This window comes from Streptomyces sp. NBC_01197 (assembly GCF_036010505.1).
GTDB lineage: Bacteria > Actinomycetota > Actinomycetes > Streptomycetales > Streptomycetaceae > Streptomyces.
Genome location: NZ_CP108569.1, coordinates 2,308,759 through 2,323,965 on the forward strand (window position 1 = coordinate 2,308,759; position 15,207 = coordinate 2,323,965).

At 70.3% G+C, this 15,207-nt stretch carries 13 protein-coding genes and 1 riboswitch; of the genes, 6 read left to right on the top strand and 7 right to left on the bottom strand.

Features of this window, described 5'->3' with window-relative positions:
* Window positions 1-34: 34 nt before the first annotated feature.
* On the bottom strand, window positions 35-1,312 hold the full coding sequence (locus OG452_RS10335; RefSeq protein WP_327295316.1) for an extracellular solute-binding protein: 1,278 nt from the start codon (window positions 1,310-1,312) through the stop codon (window positions 35-37).
* A gap of 305 nt (window positions 1,313-1,617) precedes the next feature.
* Between OG452_RS10335 and OG452_RS10340 the strand changes: the two genes are divergently transcribed.
* The 5 genes from OG452_RS10340 to OG452_RS10360 all read left to right on the top strand — a co-directional run bounded on the left by OG452_RS10340 (window position 1,618) and on the right by OG452_RS10360 (window position 8,461).
* The gene (locus OG452_RS10340) at window positions 1,618-2,382 is read left to right on the top strand and encodes a GntR family transcriptional regulator (RefSeq protein WP_327295318.1); all 765 of its coding nucleotides are present in this window, start codon (window positions 1,618-1,620) and stop codon (window positions 2,380-2,382) included.
* 407 nt (window positions 2,383-2,789) lie between these two features.
* Window positions 2,790-3,032, top strand: coding sequence for a DUF3311 domain-containing protein (locus OG452_RS10345; RefSeq protein WP_327295320.1), 243 nt, complete (start codon window positions 2,790-2,792; stop codon window positions 3,030-3,032).
* The gene (mctP, locus tag OG452_RS10350) at window positions 3,029-4,660 is read left to right on the top strand and encodes a monocarboxylate uptake permease MctP (RefSeq protein WP_327295321.1); all 1,632 of its coding nucleotides are present in this window, start codon (window positions 3,029-3,031) and stop codon (window positions 4,658-4,660) included. Before OG452_RS10345 ends, mctP begins: the two co-directional genes overlap by 4 nt.
* A gap of 158 nt (window positions 4,661-4,818) precedes the next feature.
* Window positions 4,819-4,942: riboswitch (cobalamin riboswitch) on the top strand.
* A 130-nt stretch (window positions 4,943-5,072) separates the two neighbouring features.
* Window positions 5,073-7,436, top strand: coding sequence for a ribonucleoside-diphosphate reductase subunit alpha (locus OG452_RS10355; RefSeq protein WP_327295322.1), 2,364 nt, complete (start codon window positions 5,073-5,075; stop codon window positions 7,434-7,436).
* Window positions 7,436-8,461: a ribonucleotide-diphosphate reductase subunit beta gene (locus OG452_RS10360; protein ID WP_327295323.1), complete on the top strand. Its 1,026-nt coding sequence runs from the start codon at window positions 7,436-7,438 to the stop codon at window positions 8,459-8,461. Before OG452_RS10355 ends, OG452_RS10360 begins: the two co-directional genes overlap by 1 nt.
* Before the next feature lie 74 nt (window positions 8,462-8,535).
* Here the strand turns inward: OG452_RS10360 and OG452_RS10365 are convergent, their stop codons facing one another.
* Both OG452_RS10365 and OG452_RS10370 read right to left on the bottom strand, forming a co-directional pair.
* The gene (locus tag OG452_RS10365) at window positions 8,536-9,312 is read right to left on the bottom strand and encodes a hypothetical protein (RefSeq protein WP_327295324.1); all 777 of its coding nucleotides are present in this window, start codon (window positions 9,310-9,312) and stop codon (window positions 8,536-8,538) included.
* A gap of 71 nt (window positions 9,313-9,383) precedes the next feature.
* Window positions 9,384-9,611 (bottom strand): hypothetical protein, encoded by a 228-nt coding sequence (locus OG452_RS10370; protein ID WP_327295325.1) that lies wholly within the window; start codon window positions 9,609-9,611, stop codon window positions 9,384-9,386.
* A gap of 81 nt (window positions 9,612-9,692) precedes the next feature.
* Here OG452_RS10370 and OG452_RS10375 point away from each other — a divergent pair, with 81 nt between their 5' ends.
* Entirely contained in the window at window positions 9,693-10,658 is a 966-nt protein-coding gene (locus OG452_RS10375) for a helix-turn-helix domain-containing protein (RefSeq protein ID WP_327295326.1), read from the top strand.
* A 38-nt stretch (window positions 10,659-10,696) separates the two neighbouring features.
* On the opposite strand, the gene def is transcribed toward OG452_RS10375, so the two are convergent.
* From def to OG452_RS10395, 4 genes are all read right to left on the bottom strand, one after another.
* Entirely contained in the window at window positions 10,697-11,326 is a 630-nt protein-coding gene (gene def / locus OG452_RS10380) for a peptide deformylase (RefSeq protein WP_327295327.1), read from the bottom strand.
* Window positions 11,327-11,436: 110 nt separating this feature from the next.
* Window positions 11,437-12,420, bottom strand: coding sequence for a tetratricopeptide repeat protein (locus OG452_RS10385; RefSeq protein WP_327295328.1), 984 nt, complete (start codon window positions 12,418-12,420; stop codon window positions 11,437-11,439).
* Between the two features lie 154 nt (window positions 12,421-12,574).
* The gene (locus OG452_RS10390; protein WP_327295329.1) at window positions 12,575-13,864 is read right to left on the bottom strand and encodes an HD-GYP domain-containing protein; all 1,290 of its coding nucleotides are present in this window, start codon (window positions 13,862-13,864) and stop codon (window positions 12,575-12,577) included.
* Window positions 13,861-15,189 (bottom strand): HD-GYP domain-containing protein, encoded by a 1,329-nt coding sequence (locus OG452_RS10395; protein ID WP_327295330.1) that lies wholly within the window; start codon window positions 15,187-15,189, stop codon window positions 13,861-13,863. Before OG452_RS10395 ends, OG452_RS10390 begins: the two co-directional genes overlap by 4 nt.
* Window positions 15,190-15,207: the final 18 nt, after the last annotated feature.

Here is a 15,207-nt window from a genome sequence, read left to right on the forward strand (position 1 = left end):
CGGGGGGCGGTGGCCCGCCCCCCGGCGCCTGCGGTCAGTTCTTCTGCGCCAGGCGCTTGTTGATCTCACCCTCGACGGCGGACGCAGCAGCCGCCGGCGACTTCCCGGAGAGGACCGAGGTCATGTAGCTCTTGATCGGGTTGGGGTCGTTCTCCACGGAGGCCCACCCGGGGATGAGCGGGGTGGTGCCACCGACTGCGGCGGCGGGGGCAGCGGCTTCGGCCGCGGCGTTGCCCTTGAGGTTGGAGTTGAGCGACTCCTTGTTCGGGATGATGCCGCTCTCCTTGGCGAGCGCGCCCTCGAACTTGTCCCCGAGCGCCATCTTCAGGAATTCCTTGGCCAGGTCCTGCTTCTTGCTGGCCGCGGCCACCGCGAAGTTCGAGCCGCCGAGGAAGACACCTTCGGGCTTGGCGGCCGTCTCACCGGGGATGGTGAAGTAGCCGATGTCCTTCGCGATCTTCTTGTTGGCCGCGATGGCCGTACCGGCCTCCCAGCCCATGCCGATGAAGGCGCCGACGTTGCCCTTGGCGAAGACCTCGGCCTGCTGCGGGGTGGCCTCGTCCTTGTCCTTGGGCGCCTTGGAGTACGACTGGTACTTCTTGTAGAGCTCCATGGCGGCGGAGACCTTGGGGTCGCCGAGGTTGGAGACGTACTTGTCGCCGTCCTTCTTGACGAGGTCCGCGCCCTGGCCGATGGTGAGGCCGTCGAAGAAGTACCAGTTCTGGCCGGGCAGGTAGATCGGCTCGGCCTTGCCCTTCGCCTTGATCGCGTCGAGGTCCTTGAAGAAGTCGGCGCGGGTCTTCGGCGTGCCGGTGATGCCGGCGTCCGCCCAGACCTTCTTGTTGTAGATGACCACACGGTTGGCGAAGTACCAGGGCGCGGCGTACGACTTGCCCTGGTAGACCGAGGACTTGCTGAGCGACGGCGTCCAGTCGGCGCCGATCTCGCTCTTCAGGTCGCTGAGGTCGGCGAGGCCGCCGGTCGCCGCGTACGCCGGGGTCTGGGTGTTGCCGACCTCGATGACGTCCGGCGGGGTCGACTCGGAGAGAGCGGTGGTGATCTTCTGCTGGATCCCGTCCCACTTCTGCGTCTGGAAGTTGACCGTGGCACCGGTCTTCTTCTTGAAGGCGGCCTGGAGGTCCTTGGTCCAGCCGGGAGGCGTGGAGCCGTCCATCGCCCAGACGGTCAGGGTCTGACCCTTGTAGCCGTCGGCCCCCGCCTTCTTGCTGCTGTCCTTACTGTCCGAGCCACAGGCCGCGACGCTTGCCAGCATTGCCGCCACACCGATCGCCGCGATGAGTCCGCGCTTCACGACACCCTCCTCAGGGATGCAAAAAACACTTCCCCCCACCACCCGAGAACGCCGTTCTGCCGCAACCAGTGCGACCGGTACTGCCCGTGGGGCTGGGACCTGGTCTTTAATGGTTTAGACCAGTACCGGGAGCTTGGCCTAGACCTATGGGGGTGTCAAGGGTGTATAAGAAAGGCTGTCGTGTCCGTTATCGGACCGACACCTGAGGGAGGGCGTCGTCCCGTGACCGGACCGTGCCACCATGTGAGCCGCGACAGACGGAGGAGCCGGTGACGGCAGCAGCGCAGCACTCGGGAAGGCAGGCCATGAGCACCAGCGGGGGGGCGGCCGGGACGGAGACCGCGGCGCCCGGACGCACCGCCCGGGTGCCCAAGTACTACCGGCTCAAGCGTCACTTGCTCGACATGACGGAGACGCTGCCGCCGGGCACCCCGGTGCCGCCGGAGCGGACGCTGGCCGCCGAGTTCGACACCTCGCGCACGACCGTACGGCAGGCGCTCCAGGAGCTGGTCGTGGAGGGCCGGCTGGAACGCATCCAGGGCAAGGGCACCTTTGTGGCCAAGCCCAAGGTCTCGCAGGCCCTGCAGCTCACGTCGTACACCGAGGACATGCGGGCGCAGGGCCTTGAGCCCACGTCCCAGCTGCTCGACATCGGCTATGTCACCGCGGACGACACCCTCGCGGGGCTGCTCGACATCACGGCCGGCGGGCGTGTGCTGCGCATCGAGCGGCTGCGGCTCGCGAGCGGCGAGCCGATGGCCATCGAGACGACGCACCTGTCGGCCAAGCGCTTCCCCGCGCTGCGCCGCTCGCTGGTGAAGTACGCCTCGCTCTACACCGCGCTGTCCGAGGTGTACGACGTCCGGCTGGCCGAGGCCGAGGAGACGATCGAGACCTCACTGGCCACCCCACGGGAGGCCGGGCTGCTCGGTACGGACGTGGGGCTTCCGATGCTGATGCTCTCGCGCCACTCGATCGACGAGCGGGGCGAGCCGGTGGAGTGGGTGCGCTCGGTCTACCGCGGCGACCGCTACAAATTCGTGGCGCGGCTGCGGCGGCCTACCGACTGAGGCCGGGGGTCCGGGGGTCGCCCCCCGGGCAGGCACAGCGTGGCGCGGCTGCGGCGGCCTACCGACTGAGGCCGGGGGTCCGGGGGTCGCCCCCCGGACAGGCACAGCGTGGCGCGGCTGCGGCGGCCTACCGACTGAGGCCGGGGGTCCGGGGGTCGCCCCCCGGACAGGCACAGCGTGGCGCGGCTGCGGCGGCCTACCGACTGAGGCCGGGGGCGACCCTCGGCGGCCGCTCGCCTGGCTGGTCCGGTCCAACACCCCCACAGAAACGGCACTCTCCGCCGAAATCCCCCAGGATGACCGGTGTTGCCATTCCGGTATGCGGATAGGGGTTCCGTCGAATGAGCATCCTCGCCTAGATTTCCTGCGCGTTGTACCAGGTGCTCAGTGAGGGGACGGACCGCACCATGCCCGAGAAAAGACCCGTGATCACGCCGGTGCGCGTGATCATCGCGGTATGCCTGATCGCACCCTTTATCGCCATGCTCTGGGTGAGTTCGTACGCGAAGGTGGACCCCGCCTTCATCGGTATCCCGTTCTTCTACTGGTACCAGATGCTCTGGGTGCTCATCTCGACGGCGCTCACCATGACCGCGTACAAGCTGTGGCAGCGTGACCAGCGCGCCCGCAAGGGGGGTGCTTCCGCATGAAGGACGGTGTGAACGGCGTCGCGCTCGGCGTCTTCATCTTCTTCTTCGTGGCCGTCACGGTCGTCGGCTTCCTGGCCGCCCGCTGGCGCCGCGCCGACAACGCTGCCACCCTCGACGAATGGGGCCTGGGCGGACGGTCGTTCGGCACCTGGGTCACCTGGTTCCTGCTCGGCGGCGACCTCTACACGGCGTACACCTTCGTCGCCGTACCCGCGGCCATCTACGCCGCGGGCGCTGCCGGGTTCTTCGCCGTGCCGTACACGATCCTGGTCTACCCGCTGATCTTCACCTTCCTGCCGCGGCTCTGGTCGGTCTCGCACAAGCACGGGTACGTGACGACGTCGGACTTCGTCCGGGGGCGCTTCGGCTCCAAGGGGCTCTCGCTGGCCGTCGCGGTCACCGGCATCCTCGCCACGATGCCGTACATCGCGCTCCAGCTGGTCGGCATCCAGGCGGTGCTCGACGTGATGGGCGTCGGCGGTTCGGGCAGCAACTGGTTCGTCAAGGACCTCCCGCTGCTGATCGCCTTCGCGGTGCTCGCCGCGTACACGTACTCGTCGGGGCTGCGAGCCCCCGCCCTGATCGCCTTCGTCAAGGACGGCCTGATCTACATCGTCATCCTGGTGGCGATCATCTACATCCCCATCAAACTGGGGGGCTTCGACGACATCTTCGCCAAGGCCGGCCACGCGTTCTCGCAGACCAACCCGGCGACGGGCAAGCCCCGCGGGGCGCTCGCGCCGGGCGCTGCCGGCCAGTGGGGTTACGCCACGCTCGCGCTCGGGTCGGCCCTCGCGCTGTTCATGTACCCGCACTCGATCACGGCGACGCTCTCCTCGCGCAGCCGCAACGTGATCCGCCGCAACACCGCGATCCTGCCGCTGTACTCGCTGATGCTGGGACTGCTCGCGCTGCTCGGCTTCATGGCGATCGCCGCCGGCATCAAGGTGAAGAACGGCCAGCTGGCGATCCCGCAGCTGTTCGAGAACATGTTCCCCGACTGGTTCGCGGGCGTGGCCTTCGCAGCCATCGGCATCGGTGCGCTGGTACCGGCCGCGATCATGTCCATCGCGGCGGCGAACCTCTTCACCCGCAACATCTACAAGGACTTCATCAAACCGGGCGCGACCCCCGCCCAGGAGGCCAAGGTCTCCAAGCTGGTCTCGCTCGTGGTGAAGGTCGGCGCGCTGCTCTTCGTGCTCGCCATGGACCCGACGGTGGCGATCAACTTCCAGCTGCTCGGCGGTATCTGGATCCTCCAGACGATGCCGGCGCTGGTCGGCGGGCTCTTCACCCGGTGGTTCCACCGCTGGGCGCTGCTCGCGGGCTGGGCGGTCGGCATGGTGTACGGCACGCTCGCCGCGTACGGTGTGACGAGCCCGACCCAGGCGCACTTCGGCGGCTCCTCCAAGGAGATCCCGGGCATCGGCCAGATCGGCTACATCGGTCTGACGGCGTTCGTGCTGAACGTCGTGGTGACGCTGGTGCTCACCCTCGTGCTCAACGCGGTGAAGGCACCGGCCGGAATCGACGAGACCTCCCCGGAGGACTACACGGCGGACGCCGGTGACGAGGGCGTCCAGGTGGAGCTCCCGCCGGCCACAGAGGCCGCCCCGGCCGCCCACTGAGCCACCGGCAGGCCACCACTGAGCCACCGCTCCGCCAAGGGCCGCCGCGCTCCCTCCCAGGGAGCTGCGGCGGCCCTTCGCCGTGCCACTCCGCCTCTCCCTTCCGCCCTCCACGACACAACATATGGGGGGTGCTTTCCGGCGGGCACCCCACATGTATGCTCATGCTCGCTGTCGCCGCAGGGGAATCCGGTGCGAATCCGGAACTGTCCCGCAACGGTGTGATCAGTGCGCTTTCGCGCACCGTGGAGTCCGAGGACCTGCCGACGGCGCATCCGGCTCGACCGAACCGGATGGGAAACGTCCGGGCCTCGCGGTTGGGCCTGCGGATGCTGTGCGGTGTGCTGCTCTGCTGCGCCCGTACGCACCCGTGCCCCCCGCCGGCCCCCAGCCGAGCGAGGGAGAGCGCACCGTGACCATCGCGCCCACCGCACCTGTCTCCGAGCAGGTGGCGGACGCCCCGGGAACCGTACTTCTGCGGACCCTGACCGACCTCACCGCCGACCTCACCGACACCGACCCCGGCAAGGTCGCCGCGGCCGCCCTGCGCGGGCGCAACGCGGCGTCGGACGCGGCCGAGTTGCGGGAGCTGGCCACCGAGGCGGCCGCCGGTCTCATCTCCGAGGACCCCGCGTACTCGCGGCTGGCGGCCAGGCTGCTGACCCGTACCATCGCGGACGAGGCGGCGGGCCAGGGCGCGGTTTCCTTCTCCTCATCGGTCGCCGTCGGGCACCGCGAGGGCCTGATCGCCGACCGTACGGCCGACTTCGTACGGCTCCACGCGCAGCGGCTCGACGCGACCATCGACACCGGGGCCGACGACCGCTTCGGGTACTTCGGACTGCGCACCCTCTACAGCCGCTACCTGCTGCGCCACCCGCTCACCCGCCAGGTCATCGAGACACCCCAGCACTTCATGCTCCGGGTCGCCTGCGGTCTCGCCGCCGACGAGTCCGCGGCCGCCCTGGACGAGGTGGCCGCGCTGTACGGACTGATGAGCCGCCTCGACTACCTCCCCTCCTCCCCCACGCTCTTCAACTCGGGCACCCGCCATCCGCAGATGTCCTCCTGCTATCTGCTGGACTCGCCGCTCGACCAGCTGGACTCGATCTACGGGCGCTACCACGAGGTGGCGCGGCTTTCGAAGCACGCGGGCGGCATCGGCCTCTCGTACTCCCGTATCCGCTCCCGCGGTTCGCTGATCCGCGGCACCAACGGGCACTCCAACGGCATCGTCCCCTTTCTCAAGACCCTCGACGCCTCGGTCGCCGCGGTGAACCAGGGCGGCCGGCGCAAGGGCGCCGCCGCCGTCTATCTGGAGACCTGGCACTCGGACATCGAGGAGTTCCTGGAGCTGCGCGACAACACCGGTGAGGACGCCCGGCGTACGCACAACCTCAACCTGGCCCACTGGGTGCCCGACGAGTTCATGCGCCGGGTCGACGCGGACGGCACCTGGTCGCTGTTCTCGCCCGCGGACGTACCGGAGCTGACCGATCTCTGGGGCGACGACTTCGACGCCGTCTACCGCAAGGCCGAGGCCGACGGGCTGGCCAGGAAGACCATCCCCGCGCGGGAGCTGTACGGGCGGATGATGCGTACCCTCGCGCAGACCGGCCAGGGCTGGATGACCTTCAAGGACGCGTCGAACCGTACGGCCAACCAGACCGCCGAGCCCGGCTCGGTCGTCCACTCGTCGAACCTCTGCACCGAGATCCTGGAGGTGACGGACGACGGCGAGACCGCGGTCTGCAACCTGGGCTCGGTCAACGTCGGCGCGTTCGTCTCGGGCGATTCGCTCGACTGGGAGCGCCTCGACGCGACCGTCCGCACCGCGGTCACCTTCCTCGACCGGGTCGTGGACATCAACTTCTACCCGACCGAGCAGGCGGGCCGTTCCAACGCCAAGTGGCGGCCGGTGGGCCTGGGCCTGATGGGGCTCCAGGACGTCTTCTTCCAGCTGCGGCTGCCCTTCGACTCGCCGCAGGCCAAGGCGCTCTCCACCCGGATCTCCGAGCGGATCATGCTCGCCGCATACGAGGCGTCCTGCGACCTCGCCGACCGGAGCGGCCCCCTGCCCGCCTGGGAGAAGACCCGTGCGGCGCGCGGTGTGCTGCACCCCGACCACTACGCGACCGAGCTCAGCTGGCCGGAGCGCTGGGACGCGCTGCGCGCCCGGATCGCGAAGACCGGGATGCGCAACTCGCTGCTCCTCGCGATCGCGCCCACGGCGACCATCGCCTCGATCGCCGGGGTGTACGAGTGCATCGAGCCGCAGGTCTCCAACCTCTTCAAGCGCGAGACGCTCTCGGGTGAATTCCTCCAGGTCAACGCGTACTTGGTGAAGGAGCTGAAGGAACTGGGCGTCTGGGACGCGCAGTCCCGTGAGGCACTGCGCGAGGCCAGCGGGTCGGTGCAGGGCTTCAGTTGGATCCCCGAGGAGGTCCGGGCGCTGTACCGCACGGCGTGGGAGATCCCGCAGCGCGGTCTGATCGACATGGCGGCGGCCCGTACTCCGTACATCGACCAGAGCCAGTCGCTGAACCTCTTCCTGGAGACGCCCACCATCGGGAAGCTCTCGTCGATGTACGCGTACGCGTGGAAGCAGGGCATCAAGACCACGTACTACCTGCGTTCGCGTCCGGCGACGCGCATCGCGCGGGCGGCGCGCTCCGCCGCCGTCCCCATCCCCGCACAGCAGGATCCGGCCGCCGCCGAAGCGGACGCCATCGCCTGCTCCCTTGAGAACCCCGAGTCCTGCGAGGCCTGCCAGTAATGAGTGACGAACACCCGAAGTCCGAGAAGAACCTGCTCGACCCGGGCTTCGAGCTGACCCTGCGTCCGATGCGCTACCCGGACTTCTACGAGCGCTACCGCGACGCGATCAAGAACACCTGGACGGTCGAGGAGGTCGACCTCCACTCGGACGTGACCGACCTGGCCAAGCTCTCGCCGGGCGAGCAGCACATGATCGGCCGGCTGGTCGCGTTCTTCGCGACGGGCGACTCGATCGTCTCCAACAACCTCGTGCTGACGCTCTACAAGCACATCAACTCCCCCGAGGCTCGGCTGTATCTCTCGCGCCAGCTGTTCGAGGAAGCCGTGCACGTCCAGTTCTATCTGACGCTGCTCGACACCTATCTGCCCGACCCGGAGGACCGCGCGGCGGCCTTCGACGCGGTCGAGGAGATCCCCTCCATCCGCGAGAAGGCGCAGTTCTGCTTCCGGTGGATGGACTCCGTGGAGAAGATCGAGCGGCTGGAGACACAGGCGGACCGCCGCCGCTTCCTGCTGAACCTGATCTGCTTCGCGGCGTGCATCGAGGGGCTGTTCTTCTACGGCGCCTTCGCGTACGTGTACTGGTTCCGCTCGCGGGGGTTGCTGCACGGTCTGGCGACGGGCACCAACTGGGTGTTCCGTGACGAGACCATGCACATGAACTTCGCGTTCGAGGTGGTAGACACGGTCCGCAAGGAGGAGCCCGAGCTCTTCGACGACGCGCTGCGCCGGCAGGTCACCGACATGATGCGCGAAGCGGTCGAGGCGGAGCTGCAGTTCGGCCGGGACCTGTGCGGCGACGGGCTGCCGGGGATGAACACCGAGTCGATGCGCGAGTATCTCCAGTGCGTCGCCGACCAGCGGCTGACCCGGCTGGGCTTCGCTCCGGTGTACGGCTCGGAGAACCCGTTCTCCTTCATGGAGTTGCAGGGCGTGCAGGAGCTGACGAACTTCTTCGAGCGGCGCCCTTCGGCGTACCAGGTCGCGGTCGAGGGCTCGGTCTCCTTCGACGACGACTTCTAGTAACGGCCGGTGGGTGGCGCGTCCGCAGTATTCCGCGGGCGCGCCACCCGGCTGTGCGGCCAGTGCCGTTCGGCCTAGCGCAGTTTCACGGTGTCACCTGCGGAGGTGATCGCCATGGTGGTGTGCGTACCGGAGAAGTCCCAGCGCCAGGTCCCCGATGCGGTCGCCGTGACCGTGGTGCTCAGGGTGCCCGTTGAGCTGGTCCGTACCGTCTTGACCGTGGTGTACGCGGACGCCCCTGCCTTCTTGAACTGGAGCTTCACGTTCTGTTTCGTGTAGCCGTGGTACTTGAGGTCGTTCCAGTTGGCCCGCGCGAGCTTGCCCATGACGGTCAGCTTGCCGCCCTTGGCGACCGGCTCGGGGGTGGCGTCGGCCGTGAGCGTCGACGCACGCTTGAAGTCGAAGTGCGCGAGGCTGTCGTGGATCCAGTAGTCGCCGTCCTTCGCCTGGACGGTGGCGTTGACCTGCCAGGTGCCCGCGAGCTCGTTGGGATCGATGTCCACCGACGACTTCAGCCAGGCCGGGTGCACCTCGAAGGTCTCGGTGCAGACCGATGTCGTGCTGCTCGACTTGTGGCAGGTGTTCCCGGTCCAGTCCCCGCTGTCGTAGCCGTTCTTCGAGTTGAAGACGCTGACGTGGCTGACGCCCTTCACCCCGGAGTTGTCCTTGACCGTGAAGGTGACCGGAAAGGTCTTGACGTCATGCACCCCCACGATGACGTTGCCCCCGTTGTTCACCACGGTCTTCGTGACCCTGATGTCCCCCTTGCCCTCGGCGTGAGCCGCCGGAGCCCCCAGTACCCCTACAGCCGCGGCACTGAATACCGTGGCCAACAGCGCAGTTCTGCGCATGTCCCCTCCCTGGATCGTTCCTCTGAGAGATCACAGAGTAGATCCAGCCGGCCGACAGGGCTGGGCGGGTCTCACCAGGTGGTGTGCGCCACGGCGCGGGGGCGCCGCCCGTCCCGGCCGGGCGCTCCCGGTCCGGGTGGCAGCGGCGCGGGAGCGGCCTCCCGGTCCGTGCCGCCGGCCGGCCCGCGCCGGGCGAGCTCGCGGTCGATGCGGCGCTCGTAGGCGTGCCAGATCAGCGAGGGCAGCGCCAGGATGACGAAGACGGCGAGCACGGTCAGGTAGTCCAGGAATGTGTTCATGCGTCAACTGTGACGCCGGACGCCCGGGAAAATCAGTGGCAGGACTGACATGCACCGTCGAATTGCTGCCACGCTGGACCCATGATGAAGAACGTCGTCGTGGTCCTGATGGAGGGCGTGAATCCGTTCGAACTCGGCGTGGTCTGCGAGGCGTTCGGCCTCGACCGGAGCGACGAGGGGCTGCCGGTGTACGACTTCGCGGTGGCGTCCGCCGAAGGGCCCGTCCTGCAGACGCACGCCGGGTTCACGCTCAGCACCGAACACGGCCTGGAACGGCTCGAAGAGGCCGATCTGATCGCGGTGCCGGCCGCGGAGTCCCGGGGGAACCGCGCCTACCCGCAGGCCCTCCTCGACGCGCTGTGCCGGGCGGTGGACCGCGGCGCCCGGGTGCTCAGCGTCTGCTCCGGTGTCTTCGTGCTCGGTTCGGCGGGACTGCTCGACGGCCGCCGCTGCGCCGCGCACTGGCGCCACGCGGACGAGCTGGCCCGCGCCTTCCCGCTGGCCAGGGTGGAACCCGATGTGCTGTACGTGGACGAGGACCCCGTCATCACGTCGGCCGGGACGGCGGCCGGCATCGACGCCTGCCTGCACATCGTCCGCAAGGAGCACGGCCCGCACGTCGCCAACAAAATCGCCCGGCGGATGGTGGTGCCGCCCCATCGCGACGGAGGCCAGGCCCAGTTCGTCGAGCGCCCGGTGAGCCCGGAGCGGGCCGACAGTGTCGCCGATGTACTGGGCTGGATGGAACAGCATCTGGACGAGGAGCAGACCGTGGAACAACTGGCGGCCCGCGCCCTGATGTCACCACGCACCTTCGCCCGCCGCTTCCAACAGGAGACGGGGACGACACCGTACCGCTGGCTGCTGCGCCAACGGGTGCTGCTGGCACAGGAGTTGCTGGAGGCGTCCGACGAGACGGTGGACTCGATCGCGGGCCGGGTCGGCTTCGGTACGGGTGCGGGGCTGCGCCACCACTTCCTCCGTACGCTCGGCACCACCCCGAACGCCTACCGGCGGACGTTCCGGGGCCCGGTCGGCACGGCCTGACCCGAGCCCGGCCCGGGCCCCCGCCAGGTCAGCTCAGGTCAGAGGTTGGGGACGGTCTCGTAGCGCGGCGTGCCGTCCTCCATCTGCCGGAGCGCGTCCTTGCGGTCGCGCTTGGACAGGCGGTCGATGTACAGGTAGCCGTACAGGTGGTCCGTCTCGTGCTGGAGGCAGCGGGCGAAGTAGCCGGTGCCGCGCACCTTCACCGGGTTACCGTCGGCGTCCTGTCCGGTGACCTCCGCGTAGTCCGGGCGGGCCAGCTCGGCGTACGCGGTCGGGACGGAGAGGCAGCCCTCGTTGGACTCGTCGAGCCGGCGGCGGTCGGCCGGGGTCTCGGTGAGCACCGGGTTGCAGACGGCTCCGACATGGCGGTTGCCGTCGTCGTCGAGGCAGTCGTAGACGAAGACCTTGAGGTCGACACCGATCTGGTTCGCGGCCAGGCCCACGCCTTCGGCGGCCTTCTGGCTGGCGAACATGTCGTCGATCAGCTGGGCGAGCTCGGCGTCGAACGACGTGACGTCCTTGCACTCCCGGTGGAGCACCGGGTTGCCCACGACGGTGATGGGGCGGGCGGTACCGCGGGCGCGGTGGGCCTCCTCGCGCTCCTCGCAGTCCTCGGTGTCCACGACGAAACCGTCATTTACCTGCTGGTCCGTCTGCTCCTGCGACATGTCCGCCGTACGCCTTCCTCAAAAACCCGGATCGATCCCGTACAGCTTAGACCGGCCCTCTGCTGGCGTGCGGCCGGTAACAGGAAGGGGCCTGATCCGGACGGGAGGCGCTAGCAGACCTCTTCGAGGTCCCGCCACTCGCGGCTGTCCGGGCTGTCGGCGACCCAGCCGTCGAGCAGTCCGCGGACCAGTCCCGCCGGGGCGGCTATGCCGCACTCCCGCTCCGCGACCCAGAGCCCGCCCGCCGTGCGGTGGCCGAGCGGGCCGGGGTGGCCGGGCTCGCTGTGGTCATGCGGGTCGGGAGGGTGCTCGCCCTCGCCCTCGTCGCTCTCCATCTGCGACTCGGAGCAGGCACGGCAGAGCAGCCGGACGGACGACGACCAGTCCTCGGCGGCGAACCCGGCGTCGGCCGCCAGCTGCTCCAGGGCGTCCCGGTCGGCCTCGGTCGCCGCTTCGAGCAGCACCACCCAGGTCGGCACCGGCGACGGCGCCCACAGCTCGATCTCGTCGAAGACGGGGTACGAGGGGCCCGCGGCGGTGACGCGCTCGCCGTGCGGGACACCGTCGTGCAGGACGACCTCGCCCCAGCGCCTGCCGGACGACGGCAGCGGGATGGAGAGCACCTCGATGCGGGCGGGGTCGAGTCGGCGGCCCCAGACCACCTCGGCCTCCCCCTCCGGAGAGAGCCGCACGGCGGCGGAGCCGAGGTCCATACCGACGGGCTCACCGCTGGCCGCGGGCTCGCCCGGGACCCGCAGCCCGTACGCCTGCCAGGCCCGGCGGGCCAGCGGCCAGTCCTGCAGCGCGGTAGCCGCGATCCCGACGTTCCACCAGTCCGGGGCGCCCGCCTCGCGGTCCAGGAGCGCCACGGCGCGCAGGCCGGCGGTCCGCGCGCGGTCCCAGTCGTGCCGGAACTTGTGCAGCAGGGCCAGATTGAACCAGGACTCGGACAGCCATGGTTCGAGATCGGCCGCGCGGGTGAGCAGGGCTCCCGCGTCCTCGTACCGACCGTCGCCGATCAGCGTGAACGCGCGGTCCGTGGCCTGCCGCCAGGATGCGGAGGGCCGATGCCGTACCTTCCCGAAGATCCTCACGATTCCCGCCTGCCGGTAGCTGAAAGGTCTCTGCTTCCCGGGCTCCGATTCCCCCGGACGCCCTCTCTTCGCATCCAACCATGCCCGGTCGGAGCGGCGCTCATTACCCACTGGTTACCCGCTCCGGGGCCCGGGACCCGCCCCCGGGACACCGTCAGGCGACACCGCCCCGGGAGAGCACACGGGCCAGGGATTCCACGACTTCCGGCTGGTAGTCGTGAGCGGTCCCCAGACGCAGCCGCTCCAGCGCATCGAGCGGCCGGCCCGCACCTCTCACTCCTTCACTTTCCCCGGCCAGGTCCTCGTACGCATTGACGGCCCGGACAATCCGGGCGGTGAGCGGCTGCTCCCGGTACGGGTCCGCCTGCCGCTCCACGATGACGGCGACCTTGGCGTCGACCCCGGTCTGGCGGACCACGGCACCGCCGAGCAGCGCGATCCTGCGCTGCTCGGCGGGCGGCAGCGGTGCGGTGGCGCCGCCGGGTACCGGGTCGACGAGGGAGAGCTGGCCGATGTCGTGCATCAGGGCCGCGTACTCCAGGACGGTCAGCACCGGCTCGGACAGCCCCAGCTCCCGGCCGACGGCCCGGCTGAGCCCGGCGACCCGGCGGGCGTGGCCGTGCGGGGTGTATCCGGCGATCTCGGTGGCGCGGGCGAGCGAGGTGATGGTCTGCCGGTAGGTCGTCCGGACCAGTGCGTGGCGGCGCAGCGAGAGCTGGGTGAGCAGCAGCGGTACGGAGAAGACGGGCAGCGCCCACAGCCCGGCGACCGCGACGCCGAGCGCCATCACGACACCGGTGGCGCAGACGGCCGAGCCGATGCCCGCGAGTGCGCGCAGTTCGTCGCGGAGCAGCGGCGCGATGCGGACTCCCCCGGTCGGGCGGGGGCCGGAACCCGGGGACGGACAGCGGGTGCGTGCCCGGGCCATCGCGGCGGCCAGGACGGCGTCGCAGAGGGCGGTGAGGCCGAGCAGCAGGAGCAGTACGACGGCGTACGAGGGGCCGCGCACCGCCCACTCGGCTGTCCGTCCCGGGCCGCACAGCGGCTGGAAGCAGGCGGCGGCGAAGGCGACCGTGAGCACCCGGCGGGCCATCTGGTCGGCGGTGGGGCCGCGCCCGCGCGCGACGTGCGGGGCGGTGCCGGCGAGCACCCCCGCCACGACGACGGCGACGACCTGGGGGACGCCGTGGACGGTGGGGTGGCCGCCGTTCTGGCCGAGCAGGGCGTAGGCGAGGGCTCCGGCGGCGCCGAGCGGGGCGGGTTCACGCTCGCTGCCGGGGCCGGTGCGACGGGTGAGTTCGCCCGCCGCGACGAGTATTCCGAAGGCGAGCGCGGTGTCCGCGTCGCCGACGCCGTGCCAGAGGGTCCAGCCGAGACCGGCCGCGGCGACCAGGGCGGCGGCGCCATGGACGAGGCGCACAGGGCAGGGCGTACGGGCGCTCACGCGGGGTGCTCCACGTCGGCCGGTGGGCCGGGCGCCGTGGTCCGGGCAGGCGGTACGGCGCCGTGCGGGCAGTCGTCCGGTTCGTCGGCGGTGACGGCGGGGTGCCAGCCGTTTCGCGCCAGCGCCCGTACGAAAGCCTGGACCATCAACGGGTCGAACTGTGTCCCCGCGCACCGCAGCAGCTCCCGCAGGGCGGCGTCGACGGGTCTGGCCCGGCGGTAGGAACGGGTGGACGTCATGGCGTCGAAGGCGTCGGCGATGGCGACGACCCGGGCGAACTCGGGGATCTGCTGCCCGGAGAGCCCGTACGGATAGCCGGAGCCGTCGAGCCGTTCGTGGTGGTGGAGGATGGCGGCCCTGGCCTCGCCGAGGAAGCCGATGCCACGGACCATCTCGTGTCCGTACTCGGGGTGCAGCTCGATGACGCGGCGCTCTTCGGGCGTCAGCGGCCCGTCCTTCCTGAGCAGCCTGGTGGGCACCCCGAGCTTGCCCACGTCGTGCAGGATCCCGGCGAAGCGCAGTGCCTCAAGACGGTCGCCGGCCATGCCCAGCTCCCCGGCGATCATCGCGGACGCCTGGCCGACGCGTTCGCTGTGGCCGCGGGTGTACTGGTCCTTGATGTCGACGGCCTGGACCAGCGCCCGGATCGTCGCCCGGTGGGCGGCGCGCTCGCGGTGGTACTGCGCGAAGACCCAGCTGGAGATGTACATGGGCAGCAGTACGAACAGTGCGGCGGGCGGCCCGAAGGGGCTGCGCCACAGGACCGCCATCATGAGCCCGGCCAGCCCGTGCACGGTGTACGGGGCGAGTGAGCGCGCCAGCGCCTGGCGTGCGGTACGGAGGGGCAGCCGCTCGGCGGTGGCCCGTACGGCGCCGTCCAGTGCGGTCAGGACCAGACAGAGGACCAGGGCGGCCGCTAGTGCGGGCAGCAGGGCGTACGGGAGGCCGGGGGTCCCGCGCTCCGCCCCGAAGAGCGCGGAACCCCCCGCGGCGGCCCGCACCGCGATGGCGAGCTGCGCGGCGTGCCAGACGCGCCGGACACCGTACGGAGGGTGCTCGGTGGCGCCGAGCAGCGCCCCGGGCACGGCGGTGAGTGCGGCGGCCGCGGGCGGCAGGATCAGGGCGGCGGCGAGGAGCACGGCGAAGAACGACCCGGCCCCCGGCGACCTGCGGGCCAGCAGCTCGCATCCGGCGTACACGGCGGCGAGCAGGGCCACGGCCGTCCAGGGCGTGGCGGGACCGGTGACGGCGGGCAGCACACAGCCGGCGGCGCCCAGGACCGCGCACAGGACGCAGACCCACGCGGTCCGCGGCAGTGCCCGCATGGCGGCCTCCTCCTCCGT